We start from the raw sequence: 23,155 nt of genomic DNA on the forward strand, positions 1-23,155 counted from the left end.
ATTAAGATGGAAGTTATCTTATTAGAAAAAGTGAGAAATTTAGGTAACCTGGGTGATAAAGTAAATGTAAAATCAGGTTATGGCCGTAATTTTTTGATACCACAAAATAAAGCGGTTTTTGCAACACCAAAAAATATCGAGATGTTCGAAAAACGTCGAGCTGAGCTTGAGAAAAAGGCGCAACAATCCTTTGCTACTGCTGAGCAACGCGCTGCCAAATTAAATGACACCAATTTAGTTATTAGCGCTATGGCGAGCGATGAAGGAAAATTATATGGTTCCGTTGGTATTAATGAAATCAAAGATGCTTTAACTGAGAAAGGCATTGATGTAGTTAAACGTGAAATCGTAATGCCTGAAGGTCCCCTTCACTCAATTGGTAGTTTCGTAGTTGAGATACATGTTCACAGCGATGTTGTTGCTAAATTGCATGTGGAAATTATTCCAGCTAAGTAAGCATCTATAGCATTGTAACCCGGGTGGAGCGACTGTCGTAACCCGGGTTTTCTCAATCCAATAATCGCTCAAGCAGACACCCTAAGCTATCCATTTCCTTTCAAATACTACATTAAAATAATTCTATAAAGTGCAAGTAAGGCAATTACTGTATTCAAAATAGCCCAAATATAAGAAGCATATAATCCTTTATACCCGCTGTAGTAGGCATAAATGGCAACAAGTGTACTTCCTGAAAAAAATATCCATTTATCATTGTAGGCAAAACCCATAGAAAGCAAGGCAATTCCAAAAATTCCCAAAATTAAAAATACACTACTTTCTTTTCCAAACATTAAATAAAATGTGAGCAGTTGGCAGCACAGTAATATAGGTAAGAAAAACTGAGTATAGGGCCCACTTCCTAATAAAATGGCTGCATGGCCTGCGATAAGAATTAATTGAAGTGCTATAAAAAAAAGCAATCTAAAATAGATTGCCGTTATAAGTAATGCAACACCGCCAATGAAATAATGCAATTGAGAATACAGTTTGGGGGGGGTCGTCCCAAAATACTTCAAAAGACCGTATACAATAATGAGGGAGCCAATGACTCCCAAAAAAATAAATATTTTTTTAGCCACATATCACCATTTTAAATAAATCCCTTTTGCTACTGACTCTTGTATAATTGTGCCTTGAGGTTTATTAAATGAAATCCAATAATTTCCCATATTACTTAGGGCAAACTTAACCCGTGGGTATTGACATACTTCTAATACATTTCGACAGTCAACGAGAGTCGTATTTTCATCGGTGCGTTTATAACACTTAAAGTTTAAATTTTTGACATCAGAAGCAAATGCACCCCAATTTAGTGGTTCTAATGTAGCATGTAATGGAGGGCTCATAAATGCCTCTTCAGTGTTTACACGCTCTAACTCGATTTTAGAGTCAGAATGATTTTGTATTAAATAATATGATTGATTTCCTGTCTCATTTAAAATGAGATAATTTTGACTGTAACCAAAACCTACAACTTCACAACCTCTTGGAAATGTACTTGCTGCTTGTGTAGAGCCAATAAGAATAACGGAGAAAAGAAACGATTTATTAAATTGATGAAATAAAGACATAACTACCTCAATAAGTAAAATTTGGGGGTTATTTTAATCATAAAAAATACAAAGTCTATCCTACAATAAAAAAATAGAAGCACTATTCCTTATGGGCGGAAATTTTGGCCTTAATCATCGGGTAATAAGTTCTATAAAAACTTAAAAAGAGATACATCCCGACATATGCCAAAGAAAGGCTAAGGCAAACAACATTTGTATTTGGATAGCTAATGAGTAAAAAAATCGAACTTACCGCATAAATGGCAGAGCAAACATGCATCAATATCTTTAATATTCTAGATTCTGTTAAATAATCAAGTCTTGAGGGATAAACATATTTTACAGGAACAAAAATAAGTATAGAAAGAATGGTTAATATAATGGCATTCGTTGTCGCTGACGTGTTAAAAATAAACATATATAAAATGGTAATATTCCAGTAGCAAGGAAAACCTTTAAAAAAATGATCTGGCGTTTTTGCATCAGACTGACAAAATTGATAGGCAGAAGTAATTGAAACTGCTGCAATTATAAAGACGGAGTAATTAGACGGAAGCATGCCGGGTTTGACGAGCAAGAAAAAGCAAGGGGTTATTACGTAATTCAAATAATCTACAATATTATCCAGAAGGGCGCCGTCGATTTGAGGTAAAATTTTCCTTATGTTAAACAAACGAGCAAGACTTCCATCAACAGCATCGATAACAACCGTGATAAGCATAAGCCATAAAGCAAAAATATATTCGTGTTGATACATTTTTACTAATGAAAAAATACCAATACAGGCTGCACTTGCAGTAAAGACGTGCACTGACCAAGCCGCTACGTATTGTAATGGATGGAATTGCTGTTTGCTTAAATTCATTAATTATCCTAGTGTTAATAAAAAAATATTGCCTAAAAGCATTCTCGCTTAAATTGGGTTTCTTAAAATAGTTAAATAATTGTATTCATATATTGAGTTAAACTAATATTCTTTTACAAAAAGCTGAAAAACATAAAAATAGTATCAATAATCAAAAGTAGTGTGCAAGGAGAGTTGATAACTTTAGTTAAATATACTTAATTTCTGTATGGAGAGATCATGAAAATTCAAACTGTAAATCCCGCAACGGAACAAATACTACAAAGCTATGATTGCCTTAATGAACAGGAAGTTCATAAAAGACTAAATAAAGGACATGAGGCCTTTTTGTCATGGAAAAAAACATCCTTTAGTCAAAGAAAAACTCTAATGTTACATCTTGCATCACTTTTAAAATCAAAATCAGATGAGTTGGCTCATTTAATGGCAACCGAAATGGGTAAGCCTATCACTGCGGGTAAAGCTGAAATTAATAAATGCGCTTGGTTGTGTGAGCATTACGCAGAACATGCAGAAGAGTACCTTGCACCAAAACTAATCCAAACAGAAATGAAAAAAGCGAAAGTATGTCATTTGCCGCTTGGGATCGTTTTTGCGATCATGCCATGGAACTTTCCATTTTGGCAGGTTTTTCGTTTTGCTGTACCTACGCTTATGGCTGGAAATGTAGCGGTTTTGAAGCATGCACCTATTTCAACGGGAACAGGGAACAAAATAGAAGAGTTATTTTTGGAAGCAGGTTTTCCAGAGTATGTATTCCAACATTTAATTGTTGATAATGATGGGGCAGCTAAGATTATTGAAAATCCTCATGTAATTGCAGTTACTTTGACAGGTAGCGAACGGGCAGGTAGTGCTGTAGCGAGTCATGCTGGAAAATATTTAAAAAAATCTGTGTTGGAACTGGGGGGAAGCGATCCTTATCTTGTCCTTGAGGACGCTGATCTTGATTTGGCAGCCGAGTGTATCGTTAATTCAAGACTTAATAACTCAGGTCAAGTCTGTATTGCTGCTAAGCGCATCATTGTTTTAAAATCAGTTGAAAAAGAGTTAGTACAAAAAATTATTGAGCATATGTCTGCATTTAAAATGGGTGATCCACTTGATTCGGAAATTAAACTTGGTCCATTAGCTCGTTCAGATTTACGTGAAAACTTGAATATTCAAGTAGAAAAATCACTGAAACAAGGTGCTAAATTATTGGTAGGTGGTATAATTCCCGAAGGAAAAGGTTTTTATTATCCGCCAACATTGCTGACTCAGGTTACACCTGGCATGCCTGCTTTTGATGAAGAATTATTTGGCCCTGTTATTGCGATCATCACAGCCGATAATGAGAAAGAAGGTATTGCTTATGCAAATCAAAGCCAATATGGTTTAGGGGCGGCAGTGTTTACCCGTGATTTGGAGAAAGGAGAGCATATAGCTACTCATGAAATAGAGGCTGGGGCATGTTTTGTTAATGCTTTTGTAGCTTCAGATCCCAGATTACCATTTGGCGGAATAAAAGAGTCAGGCTATGGTCGTGAACTATCCAGGGAAGGTATATTAGAATTTGTAAATACTAAAACCGTAGCGATTAGTGATTCATGATATTAAGGCTAGTTGACTTTTACATCTGAGGTGGATGCCAACAGTACTTAATACGATATAAATTTTTGAGCCACTCCCAACTATCTAGTACATCAAGCTGGTTAGGTGAGAGCGGCTGGTTATTTTTTTAAACAATAATTCTCGCTGTAGGGCTGAGGCAAAATCGACGAGGTAAAACAACAATGTCTTATAAATTTGAAGAGGGTAAAGATGTATTAATTGAAGCCATTGTAGATAGGATTAGAAGCTCTATGGTTGGTGAGCAAACCGAGTTTTGCGCCGAATTTGCGAAACAGCTCTATGGTACTGTAGCTATGGAAGATCTTAACGCATGGACTGTCGATGATCTTTATGGCGCTGTAGTAAATTTTTGGTCATTGATTAATGAGCGTGCACCACATGAGACGAAAATTAGAATCTATAATCCAGATTATGAGCGTCATGGATGGCAAACCACGCATACCGTAATTGAAGTAATTTGTGATGATATGCCATTTTTGGTTGATTCAATCCGTTTAGTAATACATAGAATGGGATTATCTTCTCATCTAACGATCCATATGGGTGGCATTCGCGTTAAAAGAGATAAAAATAATCGAGTTTGTGAAATCTTACCCCGCAATCAAATGTTAGATGAAAAAGGGGTGATTCATGAAGCACCTATATTTCTTGAAATTGATCGACAAACAGATCCTAAGATTCTTGAAGAGCTACACCAAGGATGTGAACGAGCCCTCGAAGATAATCGAGTTGTTTATGAAGATTGGGAAAAAATGCGAGCTGAAGTTCGGGAAGCAATTTCAGAAATTGATAAAGTATCTTCTGTACTTGATTTGGATGAGGTCGAAGAGACCAAGGCATTTTTACATTGGATTGAAGACCATCATTTTACTTTTTTAGGGATGAGGGATTATGAATTAGTAGAAAAAGGTAAAGAAACAGTGTTACAAGCTGTTCCTAAAACCGGATTAGGACTTCTACGTGAAAACGTTACTAAATCAATGGCACGTAGCATTACTGCGATGACACCTGAGGCCCGTGAGTTCACCTTATCTCCTCGTATTTTAGTTACCTCAAAAACAAATACCTTAGCAAGCGTCCATCGAGATGCATACACTGACTATATAGGAATTAAACGATTTAATGCACAAGGAAATGTGATTGGTGAAAGAAGAATTATCGGCCTTTATACTTCTGCTGCCTATCATACCAACCCCAAACAAATTCCATTTTTGAGACGTAAGGTAGCGCTCATTATGGAAAATTCTAAATTAAATCCACGAAGTCACGCGGGTAAGGTTTTGTTAAACATTCTTGAAACGTTGCCACGAGATGATTTGATTCAAGGAACAGAAGACGAGCTTCTGGAAATTGCAATGGGTATTTTTTACATGCAAGACAGAAAGCGTATTCGATTATTCGCACGTGTTGATGTTTATCGCCGCTTCGTCTCCTGTTTGGTATATGTTCCTAAGGATAGAATTAATACTGAATTAAGAATGGCGATGAAGAAAATTCTTGATGAGAGTTTTAACTCGATTGAGACCACATATTCAACTCAATTTACCGAGTCTGTTCTTGCGCGTGTTCATTTTATCATCAAAATTAACCCCAATTTGCCTTTTGAGTACGATTTAAAAGAAATTGAAAAGAAATTGATTGATGCAGGACGTTCTTGGACAGATGATTTGCAAACTCATTTATATGAGGCTTATGGAGAGGAGCAGGCAAATAGTCTCTATGCTCGTTATAAAAATGCATTTCCTCTTGCTTATAGTGATACGTTTCCAGCAAGAACAGCGGTCTATGATATTAAACATATTGAATTACTCACATCGGAGCAGCCATTAGGTATTAATTTTTATAAGCCATTGGATGAATCAGAAAATAGTTTTAGATTAAAAGTGTATCAACATGATACCACTATTCCTTTATCTGATGTTTTGCCTATATTGGAAAAGTTGGGTTTACGTGCGATTAGTGAACGTCCTTACCCATTAAAATTTGAGGATGGCAAGGTAGCGTGGATTAATGAATTTGCCATGCAATACAATAAGCCAATTGAGTTTGATCTGGATGAAATTAAAGAATTATTCCAAAATGCGTTTGCCAAGGTTTGGTTTGGACAAGCTGAGAATGATGGATTTAATCAACTCGTTTTAGCAGCAGGACTTAATTGGCGAGAAGTTGCTGTTTTACGTACTTATGCTAAGTACTTTAAGCAAATTGGAATTACTTTTAGCCAAGACTATATGGAAACGGCATTAAATAATAATGTTGCTATCGCTAAAAAGTTAGTGAGACTCTTTGAAATTCGTTGTAATCCTGCTCATGATCCTAATCGAGAAGATCGCTTTACCGATTTATCCATTGAAATATTAGCTGATCTGGATAGCGTATCCAACCTTGACGAAGATAAAATAATTAGACAGTACATTCATGCGATTAGTGCAACTTTACGCACTAACTTTTACCAATTGAATACCGATGGACATCATAAGCCTTATATTTCGCTTAAGTTAAACAGTAAGATTATTCCAGGTGTGCCAAAACCACATCCTATGTTTGAAATCTTTGTTTATTCCCCACGTTTTGAAGGGGTACATTTACGTTGTGGTAAGGTCGCTCGTGGTGGCTTGCGTTGGTCTGATCGCAGAGAAGATTTCCGTACCGAAATACTTGGTTTGATGAAGGCACAACAAGTTAAAAATTCTGTCATTGTACCTAGCGGCGCTAAAGGTGGTTTTGTACCTAAGTTGTTGCCAGTAAATGGTACACGTGAAGAAATAATGGCTGAAGGAATAGGTTGTTATCAATTATTTATTCGTGGGCTTTTGGATATTACTGATAATTATGTTGAAGGCAAGGTTGTCAAGCCTGAGAGTGTTATCTGTTATGATGAGGATGATCCTTATCTTGTTGTTGCTGCAGATAAAGGTACCGCAACTTTCTCTGATCTAGCTAATGCCATTTCATTAGAATATGGTTTTTGGCTAGGTGACGCTTTTGCATCAGGTGGCTCAATAGGTTATGACCATAAGAAAATGGGAATTACTGCCAAAGGAGCATGGGAATCAGTGAAGCGTCATTTCTATGAATTGAATATAGACATAGAGAATAATGATTTTACTGTTGTTGGTATTGGCGATATGGCTGGAGATGTCTTTGGCAATGGTATGTTGTTATCAAAACACATCAAATTAGTCGGTGCTTTTAACCACATTCATATTTTTATCGATCCCAATCCTGATGCTGAGGCCAGTTTTAAAGAACGTGAACGTTTGTTTCATTTACCTCGATCAAACTGGACAGATTACGATAAAAAGCTTATTTCCAAGGGAGGCGGTGTATTTAATCGTAATGCTAAATCAGTTCCAGTTAGTAAGGAAATGCAAGCGGTTTTTGGAATTAAACAAAATGAAATTGAGCCAAATGAGTTAATCAAAGCGATTTTGAAAGCGAAGGTAGACTTACTTTGGAGTGCAGGAATTGGAACTTATGTTAAAGCCAGCACTGAATCAAATGCGAATGTTGGTGATCGAACCAACGATGCGACACGAGTTAACGCAAAACAATTACGATGCAAAGTTGTGGGTGAGGGCGGTAACCTGGGTCTAACCCAACTGGCACGAGTTGAATACTCGCTCAATGGCGGAATGGTCTATACCGATTTCATTGACAACGCGGGTGGTGTTAATTGCTCTGATAAAGAAGTGAATATTAAGATTCTACTTAATGGTATTGTTGCAGTAGGTGATTTGACTCCAAAACAACGCAATGAACTGTTAGTTGAGATGACCGATGAAGTAAGTAAACTGGTACTTCGTGACAATTTCTTACAAACACGGGCAATTAGCTTATCTGCATCACAGCCTCTACAAGCATTGGATTTGCAAAGCCGTTATATAAGCGAATTAGAGCGTACAGGAAAAATCGACCGTAATCTCGAGTATTTACCAGATGATAAAGTCATCCTTGAGCGTAAACTGATGGGTAAAGGTTTGATGCGTCCTAGTATTGCTGTATTAATGTGTTACAGCAAAACAATTCTGAAGGAGCAAATTTTGGCTTCCGGCGTTCCTGAAGAAAGTTATATGACGCAATTCTTAATTAGTTCGTTTCCTAAGCCTTTGCAAGAACGATTTAGCAAACAAATGCAATCGCATCCGCTAAGAAGAGAAATTATTGCAACCCGATTAAGCAATATTATCGTGAACGAAATGGGCTTTACTTACGTTTACAGATTGCAGGATGAAACAGGTGCACCAGTATCGGCAATTGTAAGAGCTTATATGATTACTCGCTCTGTGCTTAATTTAGAATCTGTTTGGAAACAAATCGAGGAATTGGGTAACAAGGTCAGCGCTAAAAAACAAATAGAAATGATGATGCTTTATTCCAGATTAGCTCGACGTATTACACGCTGGTTCTTACGTAGTCAACGTAGGTCTGTCGACATTTCTGAAGTTGTAAAACTTTATGCACAAGGGGTTGTTGAGCTTAAAATGTCTGCCCCAGCTGTCTTAAATGAAGAGCGGCGAGCACGATATGAAGAGCATAAACAAGAGCTTATTGATGAAGGTATTCCTCCAGCTCTAGCTCACGAGTTAACTGTTACACGCGGCTTGTTTGCGGCGACAGACATTATAGAAATTGCTCACAAGAAAAATATGAAAGTAGCCCAGGTTGCTGAAATTTATTTTGGAATTGGTGAGTTTCTGGATCTTGCCTGGATAAGAAAACAAATTATTATGCATCCAAGTGAGAATCATTGGGAGTCATTATCTCGTGAAGCTTTGCGAGATGATCTGGATTGGCAACAACGCCAACTTACAGCTGGCTTGATCAACTACGATGGAGATAATCCTGATTTCCAAGCACGCCTTGCTGCTTGGGGAGAGTCTCACCGTGCATTAATTCAGCGTTGGCGCTATATTTTGGCCGATCTGAAAGCAAGTACAGTGCTGAACTATACTATGTTTTTTGTTGCAATCAGGGAATTGTTGGATTTAACTCAAACTACCATGCAATCTTATGCTTTAGCAGAGCAAGAAGCATAAATAGTACTGTAGCCTGGCTGCTTGCAGCCAGGAATTTTAGTTATTACCGCTCCTATAAGGAGTAGGTCGGGTCTTGGCTTAACCTACTTGATTCGCAAGCAAACTTGGCTAAGTTAATGGAAGGGACTTGACGTCTGTCAATTCTATTGATTGATGACATCCCTCAAGAAATACAGTTCGATCTGCCTCTTTTAATATACTTACTGCGACTAAATAATGATCCGGACCAATAATAGAAAAATCAATCAATTCCCCGAGTTCTGATCCTTCATGTTGATTTAGCATTTTTTGTCCAGAATAGATTTTTTGTTCCGTTTTCATTTCATAAATTTTCATTTGATGTTTTAAAGTTGCTTTATAATGCATTCGAGCAATAATTTCTTGTCCCTTATAGCAACCTTTATTGAAACTAATGTATGGAGTTTGTTGTAAATCAAGTCGATGAGGTAAAAATAGACCTCGAGATTCCGGATATATTTGTATTTGTTTTTGGTAGAGCCTTAGAGTGTGCCAGGTTAAAGAACCAAGAAACTGCTCTTTGTTCGCAAAGCGTTGCTGTATCTCTTGTGCATTATCGGCTAAGGTCAACAAAATGTAGAAGCCATTACCTAAATGATAAAAACAAGAATGAGCATTATATGTCTGGGAATAAGGTGTACTTGGGAAAAAATCCGAGTCAGGAATAATATCTTTTTGATTTTGTAAATAAAATCCAAAAACCTTAAAAAATGGGCTGGTCTTGAGCGAAACACGAGACAGTAACGCATATTTATTTAGTGAATTGATTGTTGCTTCTTCTAGATCGTTAGGGAGGATTAACTTAATTCCTTGCCAATTGATAATGTCCATTAAGGCAAGAATTCGTCCTTTAAGATTACACTGAGCACCTTGAATCATTTGTATATCGGATACGGACTGCACGTCGCATGTTAGTTGTCCTTGAAGAAAATCAATGGCTTTATCCCCGATAACATCAATAACCCCAAGATAGGATAAATCAAATAAATAATTCTGTTGAGGCAAAAGGATTAATTCCTTTTCCAAATCTTTAAAAGTGGTTAATGTTCTACTATTAACCTGGTTTGTAAATATATTACTCATTGTGATTAACCTGAAAATAACGCCTAGTTTTAATAACTAATAACCGGCTAATGGAAATGTTGGAGAGTTTAGCTGATTTTTTAAACTCGCCATAGGGGCTGTTTGCAATTCTACTCTCTTAGGCAAAATGGCGAATTGTAAAAGACTCTCGTAGTGATTTGTTAATATCAGGTTAATGATTGCTGTTTATAAAGCCAGTAGTGTATCATTTGCTCGTAACCTCATTCGTAAGAGATATATCATGTTGGATACCAAAGAAAAAGCAAGACTAGAATGGCACTGCCGTCGCGGTATGCTGGAATTGGATCTTATTTTACAACGTTTTCTTGAACAAAAACTTGATGTTTTGTCTCCACAAGAACTCGATGCGTTTAACTCATTATTAAGCTGTACTGACCCAGAGCTATTTGCTTGGCTGATGGGACATGAAGAGCCTCAAGATATAGAGCTAAAAAAAATTGTTACTATTATCCGAACTAGTAATTGAACCAGGAAAGTCAAAGACTTATTTGCGTTTAACTTTAGTAATTTATCTTATTACAGTTGCTTTAATCTTTTATTCCTCTATTTATCTATTTATTAAAGCAATTTTGCTTGGTTTTATTATTGTTTTAGTAAAAATAGATTGTGCTATGCAAAGTCCATGTACCTCAATAAAAAAAATACAATTTATAGGCAACGGATGGATTTTGGAGCCTTATAGGGGCAACAAAAAAACTTATGTTCAGGCCACCATTCTTATTCACAATCCTTTTTTTATGCTCATTGAGTTTAAAAACAAGAGACAAAAAAAATGTATTGTTCTATTTAACGACCAAATTACAAACAATCAATTACGTTTATTACATCTTAAAACACATCAAAAATAGTATATAATTATACATATGGCGCAAATAATAATCAGTCATTCATATAATGGAATTGAGGAATTAATGAATAAAAAAGCTTCTTATAGTGATGAAGACTTAATTAATTTAGCAAGACAGGGGAACATGGAAGCTTATAATCTGTTGTTGTCACGGTATAATAATAAAATACAACAAATTATTCACTTACATATTCAAGACCGAGCAAATGTTAGTGATTTGGCGCAAGAAGTATTAATTAAAGTTTATCGCTACTTACATTATTTTAAAGAGAAAAGCCAATTTTCTACCTGGTTGTATCGTATTACTCAAAATACAATCAAAAATCATTATCGTACTGCCAATTTAAGAATGGATATGGAAGCTGAATACGCAGACAACTGCAATCCGTCGGTACAATTATCACCTGAATATTTATTAATTAATATTGAATTTGGTGAGCAATTGGAAACCATTCTTTCTACTCTATCTGAAGAGTTACGCCTTTGTTATGGAATGCACATCCTTGATGGTCAATCTTATGAGGACATTGCAAAAAAAATGGATTGTCCTATTGGAACTGTGCGATCTCGTATTTTTAGAGCTCGAAAAATAGTCATGGCATCAATAGATCAATTGTAGTCATTTTTTTCTTTTCACGGTTATGATATAAAACAAGTGCTTACTTACTAATCAATATAACTGTTTTCCTTTTAAAAATTAAGGGATGAATTATGTCTAAACATGAAGAGCGCTTGGAACTATGTAATAAAAAAATAGATGCATTATTTCAAGGATTGAAATTAAGTGCTGAAATTGAAAAAGAATTGGAAGCAATTAAAAATTATTACTACGCATTGTATCAGGAAGCAGATTTTGAGGAAGATGAAGAAGAATGCATACAAATTTACGAGCTTTTGGTTACAGGACTTGAAGAGATAAAAAGTGGCGTCTCAAAACCTGATGAGGTATTAAAGACTATAGAAGAAATAAAGTCTCTTAGAAAAAATGGCGTTGTTCTTGAGAATATTTGCAATGCGATAGAGCTATTATTCTGGGCTGGGTTTGCATGTACCTTTTTCTCATATAGCATTGTAATGGCCGCACCTCTAGCAGCTGCTAATCCTTTCTTTGCTCTTGCTGTAATAGCAATTGCTAGTTTGGCTGCAATATACTCAATGGTAAACCTTCTTAGTTGCATTGATGAATTTAAATCGTGTGCACCTCTTGAGGAGGAATATAACCGAGAAAAAAATTTAATCTCGTTTTTTAAACCTGCTTTAACATCTTCTGAAATATCTTCTAAAGAATCTGACGAAATAACCTACCCAACTGGGAGCTTCTATCCTCAAGTCATGAACATGAGAACCAATTAATTTAGAACAGATATATTTTAAAGTAAGTCCCGAATGTAGCTACCGCCTCATTTGGGACTAGTTATTATTAATCCTCGGTTATTGCTGTCTGTTGATGGTTTATCAAAATTTTTAATTTTCGCTTTATAAATTCAACAAATAAGCTGCGATAAAAAAAACATATGATAAAATACCCTAATTCGTTTGAACTCTTAAATAAGAACTTATGCTGGAAAGTGATCGCTTAATCAGTACTCAAAATATCTCCTCAGAAGAGGCGATTGATCGTGCTATCAGACCCTTGAGTCTTAGTGAGTACATAGGGCAGGATGCAGTGAGCTCTCAAATGCAGATTTTTATTGATGCCGCTAAAAAACGAAAGGATGCTTTGGATCATGTCCTAATATTTGGTCCTCCTGGCCTGGGTAAAACGACTTTAGCTAATATTATTGCTCACGAAATGGGTGTTAATTTGCGACAAACCTCTGGACCGGTAATTGAACGTGCAGGTGATATCGCAGCAATACTCACCAATTTACAAACAAATGATGTTCTATTCATCGATGAAATTCATCGACTTAGTCCGGTAATTGAGGAAATACTCTATCCGGCAATGGAAGATTATAAATTGGATATCATGATCGGGGAGGGACCAGCAGCAAGGTCTATCAAACTCGAATTACCACCGTTCACTCTGATTGGTGCGACAACACGAGCTGGGTTACTTACTTCTCCACTTAGAGATCGATTTGGTATTGTACAACGTCTTGAATATTATTCTGTTGATTCATTAACACAGATTGTTGCACGTTCTGCGCAATTACTTAATGTAAAAACGAAACACGAAGGAGCGAGAGAAATCGCATTGCGTTCAAGAGGAACTCCACGTATTGCGAATCGATTGCTCCGTCGTGTTAGAGATTATGCCGAAGTTAAAGGAAGTGGGGTTATTAGTCTTGATATTGCACAAAAAGCATTAGAAATGTTGGATGTGGATAAGCATGGTTTTGATCTCATGGATAGAAAATTACTTTTAGCTGTGATTGAACAATTTAATGGAGGTCCTGTAGGTATTGACAGTATTGCGGCAGCAATCGGCGAAGAAAAAGGCACAATTGAGGATGTTTTGGAGCCATTTTTAATACAACAAGGATTCCTTATGCGCACGCCAAGAGGTAGAATAGCCACGCCAAAGGCATATCAGCATTTTGGTATAACCACAGTAGAGCAGGATTAATTCTATGGATGACGCAACCACGTATCAACATGTCTTTCGAGTGTATGCTGAAGACGTAGACTACATGGGCATTGTGTATCATGCAAATTATCTTTGTTATTTTGAGCGAGCTCGAACAGAGATGTTACGACAAAATAATTTGATCCTTTCTGATTTGATGAAGCAAGATACTCTTTTTGCGATATATGATGTACATGTTCGTTATAAAGCACCAGCACGGTTGGATGATTTACTAACAGTCAACACTCAAGTGCAGCAATTAGGCGCTTGTAGTTTTTTATTTGAGCAAGGCATGCAAAATCAACAAGGAAAAGTAATTTGTGACGCTAAAATTCAAGTGGTATGCGTGAATAGTAGTTTGAAACCAAAACGATTTCCACTTGAATAGAAGAATTATCGTAGCTTAAGTAAGAGCTAATCTTGGGTGCAGTGCAGTATGCCGCTGTACTACACCCAGACTACGATGAAGAGATAAGATCTTGGTACTGGAGATAATATAGATGGGTAATCAAGCAAATGTATTAATGTATTTTATGCAAGCAGGTTTAGTTGTTAAATCAGTCATGATTTTATTAACTGCTGCATCCATTACTTCTTGGACATTAATATTTCAGCGTGCCTGGTTTTTTAACCGGAAAAAACAGTTTACAGAGGCTTTTAGTCGAAGATTTTGGGATAGTGGTGACTTGAGCAGACTTTATGCTGATATTGATAGTAATTTAGATGAGCGACATGGCATGGCAGCTATTTTTCATGCTGGCTTTAAAGAGTTTGTACGCGCCAGAAAGCAGGGTAATGTAATCATTGAACCGATACAGCGAGTCATGCAAATTACTCATGCAAAAGAAGCAGAGAAGTTGGAAAAACATTTACCCTTTTTTGCTTCTGTAGGTTCTATTGCACCTTATGTAGGACTATTTGGTACTGTTTGGGGTATAATGACATCCTTCCAGGCATTGGGACATGCCCAACAGGCTACTATTGCTATGGTGGCTCCTGGTATCTCCGAAGCACTTGTGGCTACCGCTTTGGGATTATTTACAGCAATACCAGCGGTGATTGCATACAACCGATATACCACGCGTGCTAATGACTTATTAAATCGATTTGATTTATTTCAGGAAGAATTAATATCGCTTATAGAACAACAAAACAGTGACACTGTAAGAGGGTAGAATTTGAAATGATCCGAGCAAAAACCAAACGTGAGCGCCCCATATCAGAAATTAATGTCGTACCCTATATCGATGTGATGTTGGTTTTACTTGTTATTTTTATGATCACAGCGCCAATGCTGAGTCAGGGGGTCACTGTTGACCTTCCGAAGGCTGCAAGTCAGACTTTGGCTCCTACAGATAGAGAACCTATTATTGTTTCAGTAAATCAGCAAGGTACTTATTTCCTTAACATCAGCAGTACACCTGCTGAACCTATAGAATCACAAGCATTGGTGGTGCGCGTTGCTGCAGAATTGGAGTTAGCAAAGCAATCCAATCAAAAGCTGAATGTACTGGTTAAGGGAGACCAGGGAGTTGCATATGGAAAAGTCGTTCAGGCAATGGCACTACTCAAGCAAGCGGGTGCAGAACAAGTAGGATTGCTGACTGATTCAGAAGCAGAAAAAACAGAGGGGCAAGCATGATAAGCAATCCCAGTTATCGCAAGGCCTTTTTTGCCGCGCTTGGATTACATCTTTTTTTAATCGTGATGTTGTTCACTGACAATTCAAGTCAACGACCTGTTTTAACCGCAGAAACTAAGAATACTCCAGGAATAGAACAGCCCATCGCAGTGACGCCACAAACTGAGGTAGTGAAAGCAGTCAGTGTCGATAATAAACAAGTCATGGAAACAGTGAATCGTTTAAAGCAGGAACGTGAGCAACAAAAACGAGCTGAAATCAATCGACAAAATGAACTTAAACGACAAGCAGAAGCAGCAAGACAGCAACGAATAAAGGAGCAACAACAAATCGCACGACTCAAGGAAGAGGCCAATAAAATAGCGATTGCACGTAAAAAGCAGGTAGAGGAAGAAAAAAAGCGATTAAAGAAACTTGCCGAACAAAAAGCATTGGAGGCAAAGCGTGTTGAAGAGTTAAAAAAGCAAAAAGAGGAATTGGTAAAACAACAGCAACTGGAAGCTAAAAAGCTCGACGATCTGAATAAGAAAAAGTTGGCAGAGAAAGCTCAAGCTGAAAAAGAGAAAGCAGAGAAAGAAAAAGCTGAGCTGGCAAAAAAAGCAGAAATGGAGCGAAAAAAGCAAGCAGCAGCTGATGCAGCTGCAAAACAAGCACAAGCAGCTCAAAATGCTGAAAGACAAGCACGTATCGCAGGTGAAGTTGACAAGTATAAGGCTCTGATTGTAAATGCCATTGGAAGAAATTGGATATTGCCTGAAAATGTGGACAGCAGCCTATCCAGTCAATTCAGAATACGTCTTGCTCCTGATGGTATGGTGTTGGAGGTTACTTTAACCCGAAGCAGCGGCGATCCGTTACTTGACCGATCAGCACAAACAGCAATTTATAAGGCTTCGCCGTTACCTGTGCCTGCGGATGCAGAAACATTTAATCTGTTTCGCGATATAAGTTTAACCGTTCGACCAGAACAAGTGAGGGGGTAAAACTCGTGATTAACCGAATTATTACACTATTTGTATTGTTTTTGACACAGCAAACTTTTGCTCTTGATTTGGAGTTAACCCAAGGGATTAACTCTGCTTTACCCATTGCAATTAATTCTTTTGGCTCAGATAGTACTGGTAAAGAAATTGGACAAATTATCGAAAATGATCTGAATTTATCAGGGCAGTTTCGAATTGTTTCTGGCCCACAAGGAGCTAACTCCCAATCATCAGTTAGCACATTGAAACAATTGGGAGCCGACAGTGTTGTAACCGGCCGAGTAAGTCAGGTAGGGGGGCATTATGAAGTTAGCTTTACACTAACTGATGCTGTGGCTAATGGTGCAACATTATTGACGAAAACTTATCAAATTAATGCGAATCAAGTGAGACCGCTAGCGCATCATATTAGCGATGAAGTATACCAAAAATTAACAGGGGAGAAGGGGATATTTTCTACTCGTATCGCCTATATTTCTGTGCAAAGGATGGTAGGCAGTACTCGTTACTCACTCGAGGTTGCTGATGCTGATGGACATAATCCTCAAAGTTTGTTGGTTTCATCCGAACCTATTATGTCTCCAGCTTGGGCACCTGATGGTAAAAGCATCTCTTATGTCTCTTTTGAGAAAAAAAGAGCACAAATATTTACGGTTTCAGTTGAGACAGGTCAAAGACGCTTAATTACCAGTTTCCCTGGAATTAACGGTGCTCCTGCATGGTCGCCCGATGGCAGAGAACTTGCTGTAGTATTGTCTAAAAGTGGAACACCTAAAATTTACAGCATAGACATTAACTCGGGTAATATGAAGCAATTGACCTTTGGTGATGCGATTGATACGGAACCACGCTATGCTCCAGACGGTAAAAGCATTTTATTTACCTCAGGTAGAGGCGGGTCGCCACAAATATATCGTCTATCTTTAGCAAATGGCCAAGTATCTCGTTTAACTTTTGAAGGCAACTATAATGCACGCGCCTCTTATACTCCAGATATGAAAAATATTGTTATGTTGCATCGAGATGATAAGCAATTTAACATTGGCTTACAAAGTGCAACCGGCGGACCTGTTGTCAGCCTAACTTTCTCTGGCCGGGATGAGTCTCCATCTGTTGCACCCAATGGTCGTTTGATTCTTTATGCGACTCATAATCAGGATAAAGGTGTATTGGGTATCGTTTCTCTTGACGGTAGAATAAGAATGAGACTACCTGCACGTGAAGGAGATGTACAAGAACCTGCGTGGTCTCCCTATTTAGGTTAATTATGTCACGAATTATATATGGACTTATTTTTTGTTTGGCCGCTTTCAATGCTTATCCTTGGAATGCTGCAGGCCACAGGGTAGTGGCACAAATTGCTTATGATAATTTATCACCAAAAGCTAAGGAAATGTGTTACAAGTACCTTCGTTCGCGGACACACAACACGCCCAACTCAAGTTTTGTTAGCGCTTCGACTTGGATGGATGAAATAAGATGGAGGGAAGTGTATTGGTATGATGTAATGCATTATATTGATACCCCTTTTTCCAGTGACGGAACCCCTACGCCTGCCATTGAAAGTACTAATGCAGTAAAGACAATTAAACTGGCTAGTTCTGCACTCGCTTCTAAAAAGACAACCCCATCGGACAAAAAACTCGCATTACGCATGTTAATTCATATAACAGGTGATATTCATCAGCCTTTACATGCCATAACTAGAGTTAGCGCACAACATCCCATGGGAGACTTAGGTGGTAATTTATTCTTACTCGGAACCAATCCAGTAGGTAGTAATTTACATCAATACTGGGATAATGGAGCCGGTTTTTTTCTGGGCCAATATGACGAGATACGAGTAAAAAATACAGCCCAGCAATTGGAACAAAAACTCCCCTGTTCGGTTATTGGTAAACAAACAAGACCAGCCAAATGGGCAAAAATGTCTTATAAGTTGGCTTTAAAGAATGTTTATCAAATGAACCCTAATGAAACTCCTAGTATTAAATATCAAGAAAATGCCCAGCAATTAGTGCAAAAGCAAGTCACTTATGCAGGATGCAGGCTCGCTGCGTTACTTAATAAAATTGCCCAAACATAGCATGACTTAGCACATTTTTATAATGAAAGTAGTGCATATTTTAAAAAGAGTGTTTATTGTATTGTTAGTATTACCCTGATCTTTTTATCTTTATTTTGTGCTGCTTCGTCCAACAATTCAGAACAGTATTTAGTACGACTACAGCAAGAGCTGAACAAAATTGACCCGATTTTGAAAGATAGTGTTATTACTGTTTCAAGTAGATATGGTACTTTTTCATATTCAGGCCAGAATGTAACTGATCAATCCCAATTTTATATTGGATCACTTACCAAACATATGACAGCTTATATGTTGCTGAGTTCATTGAAAAAAAAATATGCTCATCGCGATTTAACGCAGATGTTAGAGCAAAAAATTACCTTATTATTTCCGGACTCTACATTTTTAAAAAATGTTAATAGACCTTGGGTATCCGAAATTACTTTACTGGATTTATTAACTCATCGATCCGGTCTTTCTGATTATATTGATTATTATCAAAGTGAACTGATGCAGCCCCAAGCTTTGAATAATCCAATCAACCCTGTAGAAATCATGCAGTCGGTACATTTTAATTCTGAGAAAAGATATCATTATTCCAATACAAATTATCTGTTATTGGCAAATCTGCTTGAAGAATTAGAACAATCATCTTTTGAGGATATTTTCCATAAACTGATTAAAGAACCTAGTGATATGACCTTTTCATCGGCGCCAGTTAAAGATAATTACACTGCTTTAAAAGAAGATAGTCGATTTTCTAAATTAGTTACAAATTTGAATAGCGAAATCTTCATAGATATGAATAATGCTGTTGGAATTGGAAATATCATTTCATCCAGCGCTGATTTAGTTAAATGGAATAATTATTTTTATGCCAAGGCGGAGTCTGTACTTCGCTCAATTATGCTAAAAAATTATTTTAAGGACCAAGACGGAAACTGGGAACATCTTAGTTTGTCGACGGAGTTAACTTCTTTAGGTCCATTAATTGCATTCCAAGGTGGACAAGACAGCTATCATAGTTTTCTTGGATACTTGCCTCATTATCAGATAACGATAGTAATACTAAGTAATAACGTGGAAGATTTTAAGAAATTAATGAAGATCTTAGATGATTTTTTATTAATTAAATTTGATTAATAAAGCAAAGTATAAATATTGTGCTATATTTTAGAGGCAATTGTAAAAATAGGATTTTTATCCTCAATTTAAAAGGAATTATTAATATGAACAAATTTATTGCAAAGCTTGGTATATTGAGCTTATTAATGAGTGTGACATTCTTTGGCTGGGCAGGATCTTGTAAAGCTATTGCAATTTCTTGTATGCAAAATGGTTACTATAAAGGCGGTGAAAAAGCCGGTAAAGGATTAATCAAAGACTGTGTTTTACCCGTAGCGATGGGTAACAAAAGATTACCAAATACCAATTTTAGTCCAGAACAACTGCAAAAATGCAAAACGAAGTTAGCTGAAAAATTAAAAAGTAAAGTGCAAGAAAAAGTGCAACAACAATAACTGGCTTTCTTGTTATTAAGTGGGAAAAACCCCTTCTCGCCAATAGGGAGAAGGGGGTGTAACTTATTCCTTCTGCAATGACTCCATCACAGCCCCCAAGAAACGAGTTGCCTCGCCTCCAGTAACTGCTCGGTGATCAAAACTTAGTGATAATGGAAGTATATTATGTGCTTCTATGACACCTTCCGTATTAACAACAGCCCCTTGATAGAGTCTACCCACTGCCAAGATGGCAACCATGGGGGGAACAATAATCGGACTTGCAAAGCGACCTGCGAATTTTCCAAAATTGGAAAGAGTGATGGTAGCTCCTTTCAATTTATCGGCGGTAATTTCTCGATTACTCACTGAGTGTTTAAATTCATTGATCATTTTTCGTAGTTCGGTATCGGAATGTTTTCCCGCATCATGAATTACAGGTACAAATAATCCTTCTTCATTGTCCATAGCTAATCCAAGATGGACTTGCTTAAAACATTGACGAGCACTATGTTTTGTATCAAACCATGCATTTAATGCAGGCTCTTTTTTAGCAGCGTAGATCATTGCGTGGATTAAACGAACGGTGATGTCAGTACCTGGTTTCCAAGCACTAATATCTGCTTCATCAAAAATACTAACCGGGACTACTTCTGTATGAGATTGAATCATACTGTTGAGCATGGCTCGTCTAACTCCGCGTAACGGTTCAAAACCAGCAGGAACTTCAGCATTTTTATCTGCTTGTGCTTGAACATCATTACGAGTAATGACACCAAACTCTCCAGTTCCTTTAAGCGTAGCTAAATCAATACCCAGTTTTTTAGCAAGCATTTTCACCGCCGGGGTGGCTTTGATACGATTTCTAGCAGAGTGTTGTGCCCCTATAGTAAAATTGTCTTCTGAAACTTCACTACTTTCTTCTAAATTACCTACTACTGTTCCTTTGTCTGCTGGCTTGGCACTGGTTGATTCAAAAGCTACCAAAGGTTCCCCTGTTTTAATGACATCACCAGGTTTTCCATATAATTTGCTTATAGTGCCAGACTGAGGACAAGGTACATCCACTACTGCTTTTGCGGTTTCCATAGAAACTAAAGGTTGATCTGCTACCACAGTATCGCCTTCTTTGACAAACCATTCATGTATCTCAGCATCTGGTAGGCCTTCACCCAAATCAGGTAGATTGAAAATATTCATTATTACTCCATTAAGCTCATAACGCTGTTTTTAATACGTGTAATACTGGGTATGTATTGTTTTTCCAATTGGAAATAAGGCATTACAGTATCATATCCAGTTACCCGCTGAACTGGGGCCATTAAATCAGCCATACAATTTTCCATAATTTGTGCTGAAATTTCGGCGCCAACCCCACAAGTTTTTGCTCCCTCATGAACGATAACACAACGTCCTGTTTTTTCTACAGAGGCTAAAATTGTTTCTATGTCCAGTGGTTTGATGGTTGCAACATCGATTACTTCGCAGGAAACTCCTTCCTCACCCAATTGTTTCGCTGCTTGTTGTGTTTCGTGAATACTGGCACCCCAGCTTATTAAGGTAACGTCGTCACCTTCTTGCAAAGTAAAACATTTACCTATAGGCAGTGCCTGGCCATTATCTTCTACAGGTTGCTTGACCAAACGATAAATGCGTTTCGGTTCAAGAAAAATGACTGGATCAGGATTACGCATAGCGGCTAAGAGCAAGCCATAAGCTCTCTTTGGGGAGGAGGGAATTACCACTTGTAACCCTGGAATATGAGCAAATAAAGCTTCAGTACTTTCTGAATGGTGTTCTGGAGCGCGGATACCCCCACCAAAAGGAGCTCGAAAAACAAGAGGACAATGGAGTCGTCCGCGTGTTCTATTCCGCATACGAGCAGCATGAGAAATAATTTGGTTCATGGCAGGATAAATAAATCCCATAAATTGAAATTCAGCGACTGGTTTTAGTCCTTGGATTGACATACCAATGGCCAAACCTGCAATCATGGATTCGGCAAGAGGAGTATCAAATACTCGCTTTTCACCAAAGCGTTCTTGTAATCCCACTGTGGCGCGGAATACACCTCCGTTTTTGCCAACATCTTCACCAAAAACCACAACATTTTCATCATGAGCTAACTCATAAGCCAAAGCCTGAGTCACTGCCTCAATCAAAGTAATATCAGGCATGAGTTGCTTCCTCCATAGCTATTGCGCGTTGTTCCACTAAATACTCGGGTAATTCAGCATAATGATAATCAAAAATACTGCTAATAGGCTGCATTTTCATACTCAGGTATTCATTAACTGCTTTTTCTACTTCTTCAGCACAATGGATTACTAATTTTTCTTCATCATTGGCATTCCAGATTTTTTGCTCCATAAGGAACTCTTTGAATCGAGAGATTGGCTCCCTCGGCTTGGCCTTTTCAACTTCATCACAAGGTTGATAGCGAGTGGCATCGTCGGCTGTTGTATGATCAGATAAACGGTAAGATATCGCTTCAATTAAAGTAGGTCCTTCACCACGTCGTGCCTTTTCAATTGCATCGCCAATAACCTGTCTTGTTGCCAATATGTCATTGCCATCGATTTGTATGCCTTTAAAACCTGCAGCTATTGCTTTTTGTGCAATAGTTTTTGAACCTGTCTGTTGGTCTCTGGGAACAGAAATAGCCCATTGATTGTTGTTCACAACAAAAACGACAGGTAAGTTCCAAGTACCTGCAACATTCATCGCTTCATAGAAATCACCTTCTGAAGTGCCACCTTCTCCAAGACAAACTACAGCAACGCGTGGTTGATTTCTATATTGGAAAGCAAATGCAACACCAGTTGCATGCAAGCATTGTGAGGCAATTGGAACACATATTGGTAGGTCTTCTGAATTACAAGAAAACTGGCTTCCTCGTTCGTCACCACCCCAAAATGCTAAAATTTCAGACATTTTTACACCACGTTGAAATTGAGCAGCATAATCACGGTAATATGGAATCAACACATCCTCAGGACGCATCGCATGGCCTATGGCTGTGGAAATTGCCTCCTGTCCGTTAATAGGAGCATAAGTTCCCATTTTACCCGTTCTTTGCAAAGCAATGGCTTTTTTATCAAAGGTGCGTGTAAGAACCATGATTCTATAAAGCTCTTTTAGTGCAGAATGATCATGGGCAAAAGCGGGGAGTTGGCCGACTAATTTTCCATGTTCATTTAAAAATTGAATATATGTAATATCAAATTGAGCAACTGTTGACATATGAGGCTCCTTGTCAATAAAGCGTTTGCATAGCATACTCACAAATTAATTTAAAAACCAGAGAATTAGTGTTGGAATGATATTAAAAAAGAAGTAATTTTGTAGCGCTGG

Annotated in this window: 23 protein-coding genes; 16 read left to right on the forward strand and 7 right to left on the reverse strand. The window is 37.6% G+C overall.

The window, feature by feature from the left end; genetic code table 11:
- The first annotated feature begins 6 nt into the window (after positions 1-6).
- Positions 7-456 carry a 50S ribosomal protein L9 gene (gene rplI, locus OQJ26_RS16515; RefSeq protein ID WP_028380668.1) on the forward strand — a complete coding sequence of 150 codons (450 nt, stop codon included), beginning with the start codon at positions 7-9 and terminating at the stop codon, positions 454-456.
- 107 nt (positions 457-563) lie between these two features.
- Here rplI and OQJ26_RS16520 read toward each other — a convergent pair whose 3' ends face one another.
- From OQJ26_RS16520 to pcsA, 3 genes are all read right to left on the reverse strand, one after another.
- Positions 564-1,079, reverse strand: coding sequence for a hypothetical protein (locus OQJ26_RS16520; RefSeq protein WP_265704821.1), 516 nt, complete (start codon positions 1,077-1,079; stop codon positions 564-566).
- A gap of 3 nt (positions 1,080-1,082) precedes the next feature.
- Complete coding sequence (locus OQJ26_RS16525; protein ID WP_265704822.1) at positions 1,083-1,571, reverse strand: enhanced entry protein EnhB; 489 nt, start codon at positions 1,569-1,571, stop codon at positions 1,083-1,085.
- Between the two features lie 82 nt (positions 1,572-1,653).
- Positions 1,654-2,418 carry a phosphatidylcholine synthase gene (gene pcsA, locus OQJ26_RS16530; protein ID WP_265704823.1) on the reverse strand — a complete coding sequence of 255 codons (765 nt, stop codon included), beginning with the start codon at positions 2,416-2,418 and terminating at the stop codon, positions 1,654-1,656.
- 219 nt (positions 2,419-2,637) lie between these two features.
- On the opposite strand from pcsA, the gene OQJ26_RS16535 reads away from it, so the two are divergent.
- Positions 2,638-4,011 carry an NAD-dependent succinate-semialdehyde dehydrogenase gene (locus OQJ26_RS16535; protein ID WP_265704824.1) on the forward strand — a complete coding sequence of 458 codons (1,374 nt, stop codon included), beginning with the start codon at positions 2,638-2,640 and terminating at the stop codon, positions 4,009-4,011.
- A 182-nt stretch (positions 4,012-4,193) separates the two neighbouring features.
- The gene (locus OQJ26_RS16540) at positions 4,194-9,071 is read left to right on the forward strand and encodes an NAD-glutamate dehydrogenase (protein WP_265704825.1); all 4,878 of its coding nucleotides are present in this window, start codon (positions 4,194-4,196) and stop codon (positions 9,069-9,071) included.
- 108 nt (positions 9,072-9,179) lie between these two features.
- Here the strand turns inward: OQJ26_RS16540 and ygfZ are convergent, their stop codons facing one another.
- Positions 9,180-10,172, reverse strand: coding sequence for a CAF17-like 4Fe-4S cluster assembly/insertion protein YgfZ (ygfZ, locus tag OQJ26_RS16545; RefSeq protein ID WP_265704826.1), 993 nt, complete (start codon positions 10,170-10,172; stop codon positions 9,180-9,182).
- 241 nt (positions 10,173-10,413) lie between these two features.
- Between ygfZ and OQJ26_RS16550 the strand changes: the two genes are divergently transcribed.
- The 13 genes from OQJ26_RS16550 to OQJ26_RS16610 all read left to right on the forward strand — a co-directional run bounded on the left by OQJ26_RS16550 (position 10,414) and on the right by OQJ26_RS16610 (position 19,822).
- The gene (locus OQJ26_RS16550; protein WP_265704827.1) at positions 10,414-10,659 is read left to right on the forward strand and encodes an FAD assembly factor SdhE; all 246 of its coding nucleotides are present in this window, start codon (positions 10,414-10,416) and stop codon (positions 10,657-10,659) included.
- Positions 10,631-11,041 (forward strand): hypothetical protein, encoded by a 411-nt coding sequence (locus OQJ26_RS16555; RefSeq protein ID WP_265704828.1) that lies wholly within the window; start codon positions 10,631-10,633, stop codon positions 11,039-11,041. The genes OQJ26_RS16550 and OQJ26_RS16555 overlap by 29 nt, the downstream gene beginning before the upstream one ends.
- A gap of 63 nt (positions 11,042-11,104) precedes the next feature.
- Positions 11,105-11,659, forward strand: coding sequence for a sigma-70 family RNA polymerase sigma factor (locus tag OQJ26_RS16560; RefSeq protein WP_265704829.1), 555 nt, complete (start codon positions 11,105-11,107; stop codon positions 11,657-11,659).
- A gap of 92 nt (positions 11,660-11,751) precedes the next feature.
- Positions 11,752-12,393 (forward strand): DUF5638 domain-containing protein, encoded by a 642-nt coding sequence (locus OQJ26_RS16565; protein WP_265704830.1) that lies wholly within the window; start codon positions 11,752-11,754, stop codon positions 12,391-12,393.
- Between the two features lie 205 nt (positions 12,394-12,598).
- Positions 12,599-13,609, forward strand: coding sequence for a Holliday junction branch migration DNA helicase RuvB (gene ruvB / locus OQJ26_RS16570; protein WP_265704831.1), 1,011 nt, complete (start codon positions 12,599-12,601; stop codon positions 13,607-13,609).
- 4 nt (positions 13,610-13,613) lie between these two features.
- Positions 13,614-13,997 (forward strand): YbgC/FadM family acyl-CoA thioesterase, encoded by a 384-nt coding sequence (locus OQJ26_RS16575; RefSeq protein ID WP_265704832.1) that lies wholly within the window; start codon positions 13,614-13,616, stop codon positions 13,995-13,997.
- Between the two features lie 112 nt (positions 13,998-14,109).
- On the forward strand, positions 14,110-14,784 hold the full coding sequence (tolQ, locus tag OQJ26_RS16580; protein ID WP_028380655.1) for a protein TolQ: 675 nt from the start codon (positions 14,110-14,112) through the stop codon (positions 14,782-14,784).
- Positions 14,785-14,792: 8 nt separating this feature from the next.
- Complete coding sequence (tolR, locus tag OQJ26_RS16585) at positions 14,793-15,251, forward strand: protein TolR (RefSeq protein WP_265704833.1); 459 nt, start codon at positions 14,793-14,795, stop codon at positions 15,249-15,251.
- Positions 15,248-16,234, forward strand: coding sequence for a cell envelope integrity protein TolA (tolA, locus tag OQJ26_RS16590; RefSeq protein WP_265704834.1), 987 nt, complete (start codon positions 15,248-15,250; stop codon positions 16,232-16,234). The genes tolR and tolA overlap by 4 nt, the downstream gene beginning before the upstream one ends.
- Before the next feature lie 5 nt (positions 16,235-16,239).
- Positions 16,240-17,499 carry a Tol-Pal system beta propeller repeat protein TolB gene (tolB, locus tag OQJ26_RS16595; RefSeq protein ID WP_265704835.1) on the forward strand — a complete coding sequence of 420 codons (1,260 nt, stop codon included), beginning with the start codon at positions 16,240-16,242 and terminating at the stop codon, positions 17,497-17,499.
- A 2-nt stretch (positions 17,500-17,501) separates the two neighbouring features.
- Positions 17,502-18,320, forward strand: coding sequence for a S1/P1 nuclease (locus tag OQJ26_RS16600; RefSeq protein ID WP_265704836.1), 819 nt, complete (start codon positions 17,502-17,504; stop codon positions 18,318-18,320).
- A gap of 171 nt (positions 18,321-18,491) precedes the next feature.
- Positions 18,492-19,445: a serine hydrolase domain-containing protein gene (locus OQJ26_RS16605; protein WP_265704837.1), complete on the forward strand. Its 954-nt coding sequence runs from the start codon at positions 18,492-18,494 to the stop codon at positions 19,443-19,445.
- An 86-nt stretch (positions 19,446-19,531) separates the two neighbouring features.
- A complete protein-coding gene (locus OQJ26_RS16610) occupies positions 19,532-19,822 on the forward strand; it encodes a hypothetical protein (protein WP_265704838.1) in 291 nt (96 codons plus the stop codon).
- Between the two features lie 63 nt (positions 19,823-19,885).
- On the opposite strand, the gene OQJ26_RS16615 is transcribed toward OQJ26_RS16610, so the two are convergent.
- Genes OQJ26_RS16615 through pdhA form a run of 3 tightly spaced genes read right to left on the reverse strand, consistent with a single transcriptional unit; the run spans position 19,886 to position 23,044 of the window.
- Positions 19,886-21,001, reverse strand: a complete 1,116-nt coding sequence (locus tag OQJ26_RS16615; RefSeq protein ID WP_265704839.1) for a dihydrolipoamide acetyltransferase family protein — start codon at positions 20,999-21,001, stop codon at positions 19,886-19,888.
- Between the two features lie 2 nt (positions 21,002-21,003).
- Entirely contained in the window at positions 21,004-21,978 is a 975-nt protein-coding gene (locus OQJ26_RS16620; RefSeq protein ID WP_265704840.1) for an alpha-ketoacid dehydrogenase subunit beta, read from the reverse strand.
- On the reverse strand, positions 21,971-23,044 hold the full coding sequence (pdhA, locus tag OQJ26_RS16625) for a pyruvate dehydrogenase (acetyl-transferring) E1 component subunit alpha (protein WP_265704841.1): 1,074 nt from the start codon (positions 23,042-23,044) through the stop codon (positions 21,971-21,973). Before pdhA ends, OQJ26_RS16620 begins: the two co-directional genes overlap by 8 nt.
- Between the last annotated feature and the right edge of the window lie 111 nt (positions 23,045-23,155).

This window comes from Legionella sheltonii (genome assembly GCF_026191355.1).
Lineage (GTDB): Bacteria > Pseudomonadota > Gammaproteobacteria > Legionellales > Legionellaceae > Legionella > Legionella sheltonii.

Coding starts and splice junctions, on each gene's coding strand:
- OQJ26_RS16615 (WP_265704839.1), bottom strand. CDS start 21,001: ATGAATATTTTCAATCTACCTGATTTGGGTGAAGGCCTACCAGATGCT.
- OQJ26_RS16535 (WP_265704824.1), top strand. CDS start 2,638: ATGAAAATTCAAACTGTAAATCCCGCAACGGAACAAATACTACAAAGC.
- rplI (WP_028380668.1), top strand. CDS start 7: ATGGAAGTTATCTTATTAGAAAAAGTGAGAAATTTAGGTAACCTGGGT.
- ruvB (WP_265704831.1), top strand. CDS start 12,599: ATGCTGGAAAGTGATCGCTTAATCAGTACTCAAAATATCTCCTCAGAA.
- OQJ26_RS16560 (WP_265704829.1), top strand. CDS start 11,105: ATGAATAAAAAAGCTTCTTATAGTGATGAAGACTTAATTAATTTAGCA.
- OQJ26_RS16565 (WP_265704830.1), top strand. CDS start 11,752: ATGTCTAAACATGAAGAGCGCTTGGAACTATGTAATAAAAAAATAGAT.
- tolR (WP_265704833.1), top strand. CDS start 14,793: ATGATCCGAGCAAAAACCAAACGTGAGCGCCCCATATCAGAAATTAAT.
- OQJ26_RS16575 (WP_265704832.1), top strand. CDS start 13,614: ATGGATGACGCAACCACGTATCAACATGTCTTTCGAGTGTATGCTGAA.
- pcsA (WP_265704823.1), bottom strand. CDS start 2,418: ATGAATTTAAGCAAACAGCAATTCCATCCATTACAATACGTAGCGGCT.
- tolQ (WP_028380655.1), top strand. CDS start 14,110: ATGGGTAATCAAGCAAATGTATTAATGTATTTTATGCAAGCAGGTTTA.
- OQJ26_RS16610 (WP_265704838.1), top strand. CDS start 19,532: ATGAACAAATTTATTGCAAAGCTTGGTATATTGAGCTTATTAATGAGT.
- pdhA (WP_265704841.1), bottom strand. CDS start 23,044: ATGTCAACAGTTGCTCAATTTGATATTACATATATTCAATTTTTAAAT.
- OQJ26_RS16525 (WP_265704822.1), bottom strand. CDS start 1,571: ATGTCTTTATTTCATCAATTTAATAAATCGTTTCTTTTCTCCGTTATT.
- OQJ26_RS16620 (WP_265704840.1), bottom strand. CDS start 21,978: ATGCCTGATATTACTTTGATTGAGGCAGTGACTCAGGCTTTGGCTTAT.
- ygfZ (WP_265704826.1), bottom strand. CDS start 10,172: ATGAGTAATATATTTACAAACCAGGTTAATAGTAGAACATTAACCACT.
- OQJ26_RS16550 (WP_265704827.1), top strand. CDS start 10,414: ATGTTGGATACCAAAGAAAAAGCAAGACTAGAATGGCACTGCCGTCGC.
- tolA (WP_265704834.1), top strand. CDS start 15,248: ATGATAAGCAATCCCAGTTATCGCAAGGCCTTTTTTGCCGCGCTTGGA.
- OQJ26_RS16600 (WP_265704836.1), top strand. CDS start 17,502: ATGTCACGAATTATATATGGACTTATTTTTTGTTTGGCCGCTTTCAAT.
- OQJ26_RS16540 (WP_265704825.1), top strand. CDS start 4,194: ATGTCTTATAAATTTGAAGAGGGTAAAGATGTATTAATTGAAGCCATT.